The following is a 12,561-nucleotide window of genomic DNA, read 5'->3' on the forward strand; positions in this document are numbered from 1 at the left end:
GGCTTCAGCCGCGATGGGACTTTCCCGTTTGAATCCCCGCACATGGATGCGCGGGCTTGCAGAGGGATCTGCAGACAGCCCCATCGCGGCTGAAGCCGCTCCTACAGATCCTTCGGCAGCACCAATCCGGCCTCGGCGTTCAACGTGCGCAGCCGTTTGCCGATGAAGGCCAGATTGTCTTCGACCTGGGCCAGCGCCTCACGCTGAGGTGCCGGCAAGCCCGAACGCGTGCGCTGACGCAGATCCGCCCACTCCGTACGGATACGCCCGCTGCGCTGCTGCGCGCGCTGAGCCGCCATCTCCTGTTCCGCCGGCTGCGGAATGCCATAGCCGTCCAGCGCTTCCAGCACGCCCGCCGGGCGGGCCAGCACGCCGACCTGTTCCAGCACACCCAGCACATTGCCGCGCGCCTGGCGTGCATCGCCGCGTCCGCGCAACAGTTGTTGCTTGACGTCCTCGCGCACCTGCTGCTCCTGCCGGCGCTGGATGGCCTGCTCCAGCAGCAGCAGCGCTGCGCTGGTGCGCAGGTCGGCCCGCTCCATCCACGCGCGGCGCTCGACCGGGGTGCTGTCCAGCCAGTCCTGCAGGCGCTGCTGCGGTACCGGCAACGCCGCACGCACCACGTCGAACATCGCCTGGTAATGCGCCTGCGCCGATTCGAAGTAGTAGCCCTGCCGTACCGCCTGCGCATGATCGTCGAGCACGCGGGTATCGAGCACGCCGCTGCGCTGCAACCGGCGCTGCAGGCCATTCGGGGTGATGCCGGACAACGGCAGCGCGGCCAGGCGCGGCACGCCATCGTGCAGCAGTTTCCAGGCCTCCACCGCGCAGTTGTTGCCGATGAAGTAGTAGCGACCGTCGTAGTTCCAGTGCACGCGTGCGGCGCGCTCCAGCAACACGGCGATTTCCTGCCGGTCCAACGCGAGCGGGATCGACGACAAGGCCCGCAGTTCGACCTTGGTGTACTCGTCCACGACCTGATCCAGCGGCAGCAGGAACAACCGCGACGGATACGAACCGGTAAGTCCCCGCCAGCTGGAAATCTGCAGGTCGCCAACGAAGGCGCGGAACGAGATCACCCGGTGGTACTGCAGATCCATCCGGCACTGTGGCCCGGGCGTGCGGCCCGGCGCGCAGATCACCAGGCGCAGCATGCTGTGGCCCCAGCGGCTCATCGGCTGCTCGTTGCCTTCGGCCAGCAGGTAATCCACCGCATAGACCCGCGCCGGATCCAGTTGCAGCAGCGAGACCTCGCCGTCCTCGCTGTCGGCCTGCAGGAACGGCAGCGTGGCGGCACAGGTAGGCTCGGTCGCCAGTGCACCGACATGCTCGGAGAACCAGTGCGACAGCGCCGGCCGGCGGCAGGCATAGTCGGGATCGAGCACGAAGTGCTCCAGATTCACCGCCAGGAACTCCGCCGGCGAGCGCAGCTCGTAAAGATCCGGACTGCGATCGACAAAATGATTCGCACCGCGCCCGAGATGCCAAGGCCGCACCTGCCAGCCGGCCAGATCCAGCAAGCGCGGATCACGCGACAGCCCCCGCGCCTGGGACCGATCGAGCACATGCGCCAGTTCGTGTACCAGTGCGGCCATCGCCGCACGCGCGGCGGGCGACTGCGGATCATCGCTACCCGGCGGCAGCGCCATCCAGTCGCGCAACAGGCTGCGCTTCAGTTGGATCCGCGATGCCGTGGTGAGGCCATGCATGCGCTGCGGCAGCGTGTCGCTCCATTCCAACCGGATCGGATGCGTCAGCGCCTCACGCCAGCGTGCCGGCAAGCGGGCGGCCACCTCGGCTTCAAGCCGCGTACTGGCCTCGATCTCGGCCGGCGTCAGCCCATGGGTCTGCAGTTGCAACGGCAGTTGCTCCCCCGCCCAACCGATACCGGGGAGGCAGAGCAACAGCGATGCCAGCCACCGGAGTGGCAGCCGGCCTCGGGCGATCACCGAGCCAGGATCGCGCGCGCCAGTTCCATGTCGCTGGCCGAACGTGTGGTCTCGTTGTGCTCGCGCAGCTGGATCAGCGCCGCTTCCAGCCTGGCGCCACGGATGCGGCCCTCGCTGGCGACAAAACCGGCCGCGTCGTCGCGGGCGTCGAGGACGATCTTGCCGTCACCCGAGGTGCTGTCAGACGAAGCCGAACTACCGGCCGAACTGCCGGCCGCGGAAGTACCGGCGGAACTCACCGCAAACGCGGAGACGGGCAGGAGCAGCAGGAGGCCGAACAACAGGGATTGTTTTTTCATTGATGGGTATCCGGACAGAAGCGGTAGGCGCAAGCCTGGCCGGTCATTATTAGCGACTTGTTAGCAGCGCTGCATATCAGGCATCGAACAATTTGCCGGGATTCAGCAAACCTTTCGGATCAAACGCACGCTTGATACCGCGCATCAGCGCCACTTCGGCCTCGCTGCGGGTACTGCCCAGATAGGGCTTCTTGACCAGGCCGATGCCGTGTTCGGCGGAAATACTGCCCTGGAAGCGGTGCAATACCTCGGCCAGCAGCTTGGTCACCTGCTCGCAGGCGGCGATGAATTCCGCATCCGGGGTGCCGTCGGGCTTGAGCACGTTGATGTGCAGGTTGCCGTCGCCGATATGACCGAACCAGACCACGTCGAAGTGCGGATAGGCCTCACCGAGCAGCGCCTGGGTCTGGGTCAGGAACGCCGGCATCGCCGAGATCCGCACCGACACGTCATTCTTGTACGGCGTGTAGCGCGCCACGCTCTCGGTGATGCCCTCGCGCAGGCGCCACAGCTGCTGGGCCTGCGCCTCGCTCTGGCTGATCACGCCATCCAGCACCCAGCCCTGCTCCATGCAGGTCTCGAACGCGGCCAGCGCCGCCGCTTCGCCGGCCTCGTCGTTGGCGAACTCGGTGACGACGTAGTACGGATAGACCGCATCGAACGGCTGCTGCGCGCCGTGTGCGAGCACATGGTGCAGGGCGCGGTCGGTGAAGAATTCGAACGCCTCCAGCCGCAACTGCGCGCGGAAAGCAGAGAACACCTGCATCAACACCTCGAACGAGGGCAGCGCCAGCAACATCACGTTGGTCGGCGGCGGCGGATCGGCCAGCCGCAGTGTCGCTTCAACCACGATGCCGAGCGTGCCTTCCGAACCGACCATCAGCTGGCGCAGGTCGTAACCGCTGGAGTTCTTGATCAGCGCGTTGTTCAGCTCCAACAGCTCGCCGCTGCCGGTGACCACCTTCAGCCCGGCGACCCACTCGCGCGTGTTGCCGTAACGGATCACGCGGATGCCGCCGGCATTGGTGGCGATGTTGCCGCCGATCGAGCACGAGCCACGCGCGGCGAAATCCACCGGATACACCAGGCCGTGTTCGCGCGCGGCGTTGTGCACGGCTTCCAGCGGCATGCCGGCCTGCACGGTCAACGTGCGGTCCACCGCATCGAAGCCCAGCGGCTTGTTCATGCGCTCCATGCTCAACACCAGCTCACCGTTGGTCGCCACCGCGCCGCCGGACAGGCCGGTGCGGCCGCCGGACGGCACGATCGCCACGTCGTTGGCATTGGCCCAGCGCACGATCGCCTGCACCTCCTCGACCGTGGCCGGCAACGCGATCGCCAGCGGCGCCGGCACCCAGCGCCGCGTCCAGTCGCGACCGTAATGCTCCAGGTCGGCCGGGTCGGTCTTCAGACGCAGCCCATGCACGGACTGTTCGAGCGAGGCGATACGAGAGTCGGTCATCGTGCGAGGCTGGTCTGTGTCAGGGCGGCACAGCGTGCCAGCGAACACCGGGGCCGTCCAGCCGGCGCACCCCTCCAAGGGGAGCGCTTCGATACAGCTGAAACGGTTGCAGCGCAAAGCATCCGGCGATTTCGGGAACGCTATGTTCGATGTGTCCGGAAGCGATGTGGCAACGCACCAAAGGCGTGCGCCATCTGGCATAGTGGCCGCCCGATCCGCCGCCCCAAGCTGCACTCATGTCGCCGAAGAAGACCTCGTTTCCCAAGCAGGACATCCGCGTCCTGTTGCTCGAAGGCATCAGCCAGACCGCCGTGGACACCTTCCGTGCCGCCGGCTATTCCCAGATCGAGACGCATGCCAAGTCGCTGCCGGAAGACGAGCTGAAGGCGCGTATCGCCGAGGCGCACATCATCGGCATCCGCTCACGCACGCACCTGTCCGCCGACGTGCTCGCGCATGCCAAGCGTCTGATCGCAGTGGGCTGCTTCTGCATCGGCACCAACCAGGTCGATCTGGACGCGGCCGAGCTGGCCGGCATCCCGGTGTTCAACGCGCCCTACTCCAACACCCGCTCGGTCGCCGAGCTGGTGATCGCCGAGGCGATCCTGCTGCTGCGCGGCGTCCCGCAGAAGAATGCCGAGTGCCATCGCGGTGGTTGGTCCAAGTCGGCCGCCGGCAGCCATGAAACCCGCGGCAAGGTGCTGGGCATCATCGGCTACGGCCACATCGGTACCCAGGTTGGCGTGCTGGCCGAATCGCTGGGCATGCAGGTGGTGTTCCACGATATCGAGACCAAGCTTTCGCTCGGCAATGCCCGCGCCGCCGCCGATCTCGACGAACTGCTGGCGATCTCCGACGTGGTGACGCTGCACGTGCCGGAGACCGCGGCGACCAGGAACATGATCGGCGCGACGCAGATCGCGAAGATGAAGCCCGGTGCGCACCTGATCAACGCCTCGCGCGGCACCGTGGTCGATATCGACGCGCTCGACGCGGCGCTGACCTCGCATCACATCGGTGGCGCGGCGGTGGACGTGTTCCCGATCGAACCGAAGGGCAATGGCGACATCTTCCAGTCGCCGCTGACCGCCCACGACAACGTGATCCTGACCCCGCACGTCGGCGGCAGCACGCTGGAAGCGCAGGACAACATCGGTATCGAAGTTGCCGCCAAGCTGGTGCGTTACAGCGACAACGGCAGCACCCTGTCGGCGGTCAACTTCCCCGAGGTCACCTTGCCCGAGCACGCCGAGAGCCTGCGTCTGCTGCACATCCACCGCAACGTGCCGGGCGTGTTGTCGCAGATCAACGAGCTGTTCTCGCGCCACAACGTCAACATCGACGGCCAGTTCCTGCGTACCGACCCGAAGGTGGGCTACGTGGTGATCGACATCGGTGCCGGCGAGGAACAGGCCAACGTCCTGAAGGACGAACTGGCGAAGATCCCGGGCACACTGCGTACGCGCATTCTGTATTGACGGGAATCGGGAATGGGCAGAGCAGCCCTGCTGCTCTCCATTCCCGACGCCGCATTCGCTATTCCCGGTTTGTCAGCCACTTCATCGTCATCCGCCGCATCGACGGATCAAGGCCGGGCTCGTCCAGCAGCTCGGCGATCGGCCGCCACGCCAGCGACAGCGATTCCTCGCTGACCACGAAGGCCTCATCCGTACCGGCACGCACCACATAGCGCGCGTCGTAATGCCAGTGACCGGGTACCTCGCCGCGCGCGGGAATCCAGTGCCGGTCCAGGTCGAAGATGCCGCCATCGGCCAGCACCAGCCCCGACAGGCCGGACTCTTCCTCGGCTTCCTTCAGCGCCACCTGCGCCAGATCGCGCTCGCCGTCGGCATGCCCGCCCAGTTGCAGCCAGCGTTGCAGTTTTCGGTGGTGGGTCAGCAGCGTACGCCGGCCGTCGTGGCTGACCAGCCAGGACGAACCGGTGAAATGCCCTGCCAGACGCTCGCGGACGAACGGATCGGCAGCATCGTCCAGCAATTCGAGGAAGGCCTCGACCACCTCGATCTCTTCCGGCCAGCGCGCACGGTAGGCCAACAACTGCCCGCGCAACCCCTCATCCACACCATTTCTGGCTCCCACCGCCACCATGCGTCACCTTTGACCATCCAACCGGGTCCATTATCGCTGTCGATGCTGCGGTTGTGCTTGTGACAATCCGCCAGCTTTGGCAAGGTACATCGCTTGCGCGGCGTCCGCCGGACGCGGTCGCGCTCCGTCGCGGCCTGTCGGGCCACGCCAACCGCACACTGGGGACGCACTGAATGCTCAAAGCTCTGTTGAGGGTCAAACCGGTCGAGCCGGCCGCACATGTGGATGCCGGCGAACCGTTCGAGGGCGGCCTGGAAGGCGAAGCCACGTTGAAACGGACCCTCACGGCCAAGCACCTGATCATGCTGGGCATCGGCGCGGTGATCGGCGCGGGTATCTTCGTGCTGACCGGCCAGGCGGCAGCCAACCACGCCGGACCGGCGGTGATGCTGTCGTTCGTATTCGCCGGCATCGCCTGCGCCTTCGCCGGCCTGTGCTACGCCGAGTTCGCGGCGATGATGCCGGTCTCGGGCAGCGCCTATTCCTATTCATATACAACCCTCGGCGAAGGCGTGGCCTGGTTCATCGGCTGGTGCCTGGTGCTGGAATACCTGTTCGCCGGCTCCAGCGTCGCAGTCGGCTGGTCGGCTTACCTGATCAGCTTCCTGACCAGCACGCTCGGCCTGCCGTTCCCGGTGGAACTGGCGAACGCACCGCTGAGCTGGACCGGCCATGCGTTCGTCGCCTCCGGCAACCTCATCAACTTGCCGGCGGTGCTGATCGTCGCCGCGGTCAGTGGCCTGTGCTACGTCGGCGTCACCCAGTCCGCCTTCGTCAACGCCATTGTCGTGGCGATCAAGGTCGCGGTGATCTGCCTGTTCGTCGGCTTCGGCATCGCCTATATCAACCCGGACAACTGGCACCCGTTCATCCCGGCCAATACCGGCCCCGGTGAGTTCGGTTGGAGCGGCGTGTTCCGTGCCGCCTCGATCGTGTTCTTCTCCTACATCGGTTTCGACGCGGTCTCGACCTCGGCCGGCGAGACCAAGGACCCGCAGAAGAACATGCCGATCGGCATCCTGGTGTCGCTGGCGATCTGCACGGTGATCTACATCATCGTCTGCGCGGTGCTGACCGGCCTGCTGCCCTATACCCAGCTCGGCACCGCCAAGCCGGTGGCCACCGCGCTGGAGCATTATCCGCAGCTGGCATGGCTGAAGACCGCGGTGGAGATCGGCGCGATCGCCGGCCTGTCCTCGGTGGTGCTGGTGATGCTGATGGCGCAACCACGCATCTTCTACACCATGTCGCGCGACGGCCTGCTGCCGAAGATTTTCGGCCGGGTCCACAAGAAGTTCCACACCCCGTACATCGGTACGGTCGTGGTCGGCGTGCTCGCCGCACTGCTGGCCGGCCTGATCCCGCTCGATGTGCTCGGCGAACTGGTGTCGATGGGCACCCTGCTCGCCTTCGCCACCGTCTGCGTCGGCGTGCTGGTACTGCGCTTCACCAGGCCGGAGCTGCCGCGCCCGTTCCGCGTGCCGCTGGCATTCCTGATCTGTCCGCTCGGTGCGCTGGCCTGCCTGTTCCTGTTCCTGCAGGCGTTCCAGGAGCATTGGAAGGTGTTCGTCGGCTGGACCGTGATCGGCCTGTTCATCTACTTCGGCTACGGCATCCGCAATAGCCGCCTGGCTCACAAGGCCTGACCGCGAGTCCCTCGCAAGAACCCGCACATCCATGTGCGGGGATTTAACAGACGAGTCCCTTGCAAGAGCACTGCACATCTCATGTGCAGAGGTCCTTTCAACTTCCCCGCTGGAACCGCCTTCGCATGTTCAAACAACTCTGGGCCACCAAGCATCCGCACGCCAGCCATCAGGACGCCGGCGGCCTGGGCCTGCAGCGCGCTCTCGGCCCCTGGGGACTGACCGCGCTCGGCATCGGCGCGGTGATCGGCGGCGGCATCTTCGTCATCACCGGCCAGGCCGCCGCCAACCATGCCGGCCCGGCGATCATGCTGAGCTTCGTGCTGGCGGCGATCTGCTGCGCGTTCTGCGCACTGGCCTATGCCGAGTTCGCGGCGATGGTGCCGGTCTCTGGCAGCGCCTACACCTACACCTACGCCACCTTCGGCGAGCTGTCGGCCTGGTTCATCGGCTGGATGCTGGTGTTGGAATACGGCGTGTCGGCTTCGGCGGTGGCAGTGAGCTGGACCGGCTACTTCCTCAGCCTGCTCGACCACTTCGGCATCCACCTGCCGGCCGCACTGGTCAACGCGCCGCTGGACGGAAAACTGCAGCGCACCGGTGCGATCGCCAACCTGCCGGCCGCGGCGATCGTGCTGCTGCTGACCTGGCTGTGCTACGTGGGCATCCGCAAGTCCTCGGCGATGAACATGACGATGGTCGTGCTCAAGAGCGGGCTGATCGTGCTGGTGATCGCGGTCGGCTGGAAATACGTCGATCCGGCCAACTGGCACCCGTTCATCCCCGCCAACGAAGGCCCGGGCAAATACGGTCTGGACGGCGTGCTGCGCGGTGCGGCGATGGTGTTCTTCGCCTACATCGGCTTCGAGGCGGTATCGGTCGCCGCGCAGGAATCACACCGGCCGCAGCGTGACCTGCCGATCGGCATGCTGCTCTCGCTGGTGATCTGCACCGTGCTCTACATCGCGATGGCCGCGGTGATGACCGGGCTGGTGCCCTACACCCTGCTCGGTACCGACGAACCGGTGGTGACGGCGGTCGCCGCGCATCCCGAGTTGAGCTGGCTGCGTGTCGTGGTCGAGATCGGCGCGCTGATCGGCCTGTCCTCAGTGGTGTTGGTGATGATCATCGGCCAGCCGCGCATCTTCATGATCATGGCGCGCGATGGCCTGCTGCCGCCGGTGTTCACCAAGATCCATCCCAAGTACCGCACCCCGCACATCAACACGGTGATCACCGGCATCGGCATCGCCGTGCTGGCGGCAGTGTTCCCGCTGGACGTGCTCGGCGAGCTGACTTCGATGGGCACGCTGGTCGCGTTCGCCGCAGTCTGTGCCGGCGTGCTGATCCTGCGCCGCACCCAGCCCGACCTGCCGCGCCCGTTCCGGATCCGTGGTGCCTGGCTGGTGTGCTCGGCCGGTGTGCTCAGCTGCATGGCGCTGTTGTCGGCGATGACCGCGCATAACTGGATGCTGATGGGGCTGTGGACCGCCGCCGGTATCGTCATCTACTTCGGTTATGGCTATCGGCACAGCAAGCTGCGCCAGTGACGGCGCGGGTCGTGTAGAGCGGAGTCCGTCGGGGCTCCGCTGGGTTTCACCGGAAAAGCTCCGGCCGAACGGGCTCGGCTCTACGCTCCAGGTGACCTCGCCATGCCCCCATAAACGAATGTCATAAGCGGGTGCTGGCCGGCCCCGGGTGGGACAGTAGAATATGGGCATGAACGCCACGAATGCCCCACTTCCCTACAGCGCCGCGCGGTTGCACGAACTGGCCAAGCTGCTGATCGTCAACGTCCGCGAACTGGCCCAGGCCGGCTGGACGCCCGCCACCAGCAGCAACTTCTCGCACCGCCTCGACGACCGCCACGCCGCGATCACCGTATCCGGCCGCGACAAGGGACGGCTGGTCGAAGACGACATCATGGTCGTGGATTTCGACGGCCAACCGGTCGGCCGCCAGTTGCGCCCCTCGGCCGAGACCCTGCTGCATACCCAGCTCTACCGCCGCTATCCGGAAATCGGTTGCGTGCTGCACACGCACTCGCCGGTGCAGACCGTCGCCTCGCGCTTGTTCGCCGGCACCGGCCACATCCGCCTGGAAGGCTACGAACTGCTGAAGGCCTTCGAGGGCAACCACACCCACGAGACCTCGCTCGACGTACCGGTATTCGCCAATACCCAGAACATGCAGGTGCTGGCCGCGCAGGTCGACACGCTACTGGACAAGCAACCGATGTGGGGGTATCTCATCGATGGACATGGCTTGTACGCATGGGGTCGCAACATGGCCGAAGCCCGCCGCCACCTGGAGGCTTTCGAATTCCTGATCGGCTGCGAGCTGGAGCTGATCAAGCTGCGCGGACTGCGCTGAAGCGCGTCCCGTTCCTCCCCCTCACAGCCGAACTGACGCCATGAGCCGACTCCGCATCTTCTCCGACATCGATCCCCAGACCCCGCAGTTCGACAGCCACGACGGCGCCCTGATCGCCACCGAGCTGAAAAAGATCGGCGTGGTCTTCGAACGCTGGCAGGCCAACCAGCCGGTCGAGCCCGGTGCCACCTCCGAGCAGGTGATGGACGCCTATCGCGCCGACATCGACCGCCTGGTCGCCGAGAACGGCTTCAAGACCGTGGACGTGGTCAGCATTGCCCCGGACAACCCCAAGCGCGAGGAAATGCGCGCCAAGTTCCTCGACGAGCACTTCCACAAGGAAGACGAAGTACGCTTCTTCGTAGGAGGCTCGGGCTTGTTCACGCTGCACGTCGAAGACAAGGTTTATGAAATCGAGTGCGTGAAGGACGACCTGATCGCCGTGCCGGACAGCACCCTGCATTGGTTCGACATGGGTGCCGAGCCCTACTTCATCGCCATCCGCTTCTTCACCGAACCGGACGGCTGGGTGGGTCACTTCACCGGCACCGATATCGCACAACAGTTCCCCCGCTACGAACCTGAGAAAGCACAGAAGGCAAGCTGACGATGACCCAACCGCAAGCGATCCTCACTGATATCGAAGGCACCACCAGTAGCATTTCGTTCGTCAAGGACGTGCTGTTCCCGTATGCGCGGCGTTCGCTGCCGGCATTCGTGCGCGAGCATGGCAACCACCCCCAGGTACGGCACTGGCTCAACCAGGTCGCCGACGAGGTCGGCGAGGATGCCGACGACGCCACCCTCGTCGCCGCGCTGCAGACCTGGATCGACGAGGACCGCAAGCACACCGCGTTGAAGGCACTGGAGGGCATGATCTGGGAGGAAGGCTATCGGACCGCCGATTTCACCGCCCACATCTATCCCGACGCTGCCCGCCGCCTGCGCGAATGGCAGGCCGCCGGCATCCCGATCTACGTGTATTCCTCCGGCTCGGTACCGGCGCAGAAGCTGTTCTTCGCCCACAGCGACGCCGGCGACCTGACCGGGCTGGTCGCCGGCTGGTTCGACACCGAGATCGGCGGCAAGCGCGAGAGCAACAGCTACCGTCGCATCGCCGAGAAGATCGGGCTGACCGCCGGCGAGGTGCTGTTCCTGTCCGACGTGGTCGAGGAACTGGACGCTGCCACCCGTGCCGGCATGAAGACCTCGCTGCTCGACCGCGTGCAGGACTATCCGACACCACGCACCCTGCACGAGATCGGCAAGCATCCGCGGGTGCAGGATTTCGACGAGATCGTCTTCTCTGCCTGAGGCATCGCGCCGGCGGGAATGACCTCGCCGGCGCCGTTTCGGATGGCGCTGCTCGCATGTGGCAGGGACTCCGGGTGGCCTGGGGCCATTAGTCCCGACACTTGGCCTGCACCGCCTGTCGGGACTGAAGTCCCTCCCACAAGTTGCCAATCTGCCAAACGCGCGGTAAACCTGCGCCTGCCTCTCTGCCATTGGCATTCGATGTCGTCCCATTCCACTGATTCACGGCGCCCGTTCCGATGCGCCATCGTCCTGCTCTTCAGCTTGCTCTGGCTCGGTGCGGGTTGCTCCTCGCAAGCCGGCCCCGCGCCGGCGCAAACCAATGCCGACGCCGAACAGCAGCAGGTCTCGGATCCGGAGGACACCGCCGCGCTGGACAAGGCGTTGAAATCACTGGCACCGCAGCGCCCTGGCGTGACCGATCTTTACGTCGTCGGCTTCGCCGGCGATGCGGGCGAGGACGTGTTCCGCAACGAGACGCTGTATTTGAAGACCCTTTTCAGTGAGCGCTTCGGCGCCACCGATCACGTGGTCACGCTGGTCAATCACCCGGACAACCTCGACGAGCATCCCTACGCCCCACTCGCCACGTATGACAACCTCTACGACACGCTGGCGCGGGTCGGCAAGCTGATGGACCCGAAGGAAGACGTGCTGCTGTTGTTCGTCACCACGCACGGCACCGAGGACCACACGCTCTACGTGAAGGTCAGCGACGACGAGGAAGACTTCATCACCCCGGAAGACCTGCGCGAGGCGCTGGACGATGCCGGCATCCGCAACCGGGTGATCGTGCTGTCGGCCTGCTACTCCGGGGGCTTCATCCCGAAGTTGAAGACCCCGGACACGATGGTGATCACCGCCGCCCGCGCCGACCGCCCGTCATTCGGCTGCGGCAACACTGCCGACGCCACCTATTTCGGCAAGGCATGGCTGGTGGATGCGCTCAACCAGACCGACGATTTCGAGCTGGCTTACCGGATTGCCACGGGCGAAATCACCGCGCGCGAAAAAGCCGAAGGCGAGCGCCCGTCGATGCCGCAGCTCTGGCGTGGCGGTCGTATCGGCAAGGTGCTGGAACGCTGGCGTGCGGGCGTGCATCCCGGTGCAGCGGTGCCCTACAGCGTGCCGGAGGCGTCAGCCCCGTTGGGTGACAGCCTGCAGGCCCGCTGGCAACCCGCCATGCCGACCGGCATTCTTGAGAGTAATTCTTGTTTCTACAACGAAATTCCGCGCTCGCTAGACTTCAGGCCATAGCGAGCCAGCCCAACCGCGAGCCAGCTACCGATCCCCGCCCGCCAGCCTTCGCTCGCCAGCCCGGATCCATCGAATGCCTCCCCTTGTGGAGGCATTTTCGTTTCTGGCGCCGAGGAATCGCTCAGTCACGTTGCCAGCTCCGGAAGTCGCTG

11 protein-coding genes are annotated in these 12,561 nt (G+C 65.6%); 7 read left to right on the forward strand and 4 right to left on the reverse strand.

Going from position 1 to position 12,561, the window contains the following annotated elements; genetic code table 11:
- Positions 1-101: 101 nt before the first annotated feature.
- The 3 genes from AC3WJE_RS01380 to AC3WJE_RS01390 form a co-directional block, all read right to left on the reverse strand.
- Complete coding sequence (locus AC3WJE_RS01380) at positions 102-1,859, reverse strand: DUF7844 domain-containing protein (protein ID WP_493728963.1); 1,758 nt, start codon at positions 1,857-1,859, stop codon at positions 102-104.
- A gap of 86 nt (positions 1,860-1,945) precedes the next feature.
- On the reverse strand, positions 1,946-2,248 hold the full coding sequence (locus AC3WJE_RS01385) for a DUF2388 domain-containing protein (protein WP_493728964.1): 303 nt from the start codon (positions 2,246-2,248) through the stop codon (positions 1,946-1,948).
- Positions 2,249-2,324: 76 nt separating this feature from the next.
- A complete protein-coding gene (locus tag AC3WJE_RS01390) occupies positions 2,325-3,710 on the reverse strand; it encodes an FAD-binding oxidoreductase (RefSeq protein WP_493728965.1) in 1,386 nt (461 codons plus the stop codon).
- A gap of 236 nt (positions 3,711-3,946) precedes the next feature.
- On the opposite strand from AC3WJE_RS01390, the gene serA reads away from it, so the two are divergent.
- On the forward strand, positions 3,947-5,188 hold the full coding sequence (gene serA, locus AC3WJE_RS01395; protein WP_493728966.1) for a phosphoglycerate dehydrogenase: 1,242 nt from the start codon (positions 3,947-3,949) through the stop codon (positions 5,186-5,188).
- A 58-nt stretch (positions 5,189-5,246) separates the two neighbouring features.
- Here the strand turns inward: serA and AC3WJE_RS01400 are convergent, their stop codons facing one another.
- Complete coding sequence (locus AC3WJE_RS01400; protein ID WP_493728967.1) at positions 5,247-5,792, reverse strand: NUDIX hydrolase; 546 nt, start codon at positions 5,790-5,792, stop codon at positions 5,247-5,249.
- A gap of 200 nt (positions 5,793-5,992) precedes the next feature.
- On the opposite strand from AC3WJE_RS01400, the gene AC3WJE_RS01405 reads away from it, so the two are divergent.
- The 6 genes from AC3WJE_RS01405 to AC3WJE_RS01430 all read left to right on the forward strand — a co-directional run bounded on the left by AC3WJE_RS01405 (position 5,993) and on the right by AC3WJE_RS01430 (position 12,409).
- A complete protein-coding gene (locus AC3WJE_RS01405; protein ID WP_493728968.1) occupies positions 5,993-7,465 on the forward strand; it encodes an amino acid permease in 1,473 nt (490 codons plus the stop codon).
- Between the two features lie 125 nt (positions 7,466-7,590).
- Entirely contained in the window at positions 7,591-9,015 is a 1,425-nt protein-coding gene (locus tag AC3WJE_RS01410; RefSeq protein WP_493728969.1) for an amino acid permease, read from the forward strand.
- Positions 9,016-9,184: 169 nt separating this feature from the next.
- Positions 9,185-9,838: a methylthioribulose 1-phosphate dehydratase gene (locus tag AC3WJE_RS01415; protein WP_493728970.1), complete on the forward strand. Its 654-nt coding sequence runs from the start codon at positions 9,185-9,187 to the stop codon at positions 9,836-9,838.
- A 40-nt stretch (positions 9,839-9,878) separates the two neighbouring features.
- Positions 9,879-10,445: a 1,2-dihydroxy-3-keto-5-methylthiopentene dioxygenase gene (locus AC3WJE_RS01420; RefSeq protein WP_493728971.1), complete on the forward strand. Its 567-nt coding sequence runs from the start codon at positions 9,879-9,881 to the stop codon at positions 10,443-10,445.
- 2 nt (positions 10,446-10,447) lie between these two features.
- A complete protein-coding gene (mtnC, locus tag AC3WJE_RS01425) occupies positions 10,448-11,152 on the forward strand; it encodes an acireductone synthase (RefSeq protein ID WP_493728972.1) in 705 nt (234 codons plus the stop codon).
- A gap of 264 nt (positions 11,153-11,416) precedes the next feature.
- Positions 11,417-12,409 (forward strand): C13 family peptidase, encoded by a 993-nt coding sequence (locus tag AC3WJE_RS01430; RefSeq protein WP_493728973.1) that lies wholly within the window; start codon positions 11,417-11,419, stop codon positions 12,407-12,409.
- The last annotated feature ends 152 nt before the right edge of the window (positions 12,410-12,561 follow it).

It is taken from the genome of Pseudomonas sp. GW821-FHT07E12, from assembly GCF_058986605.1.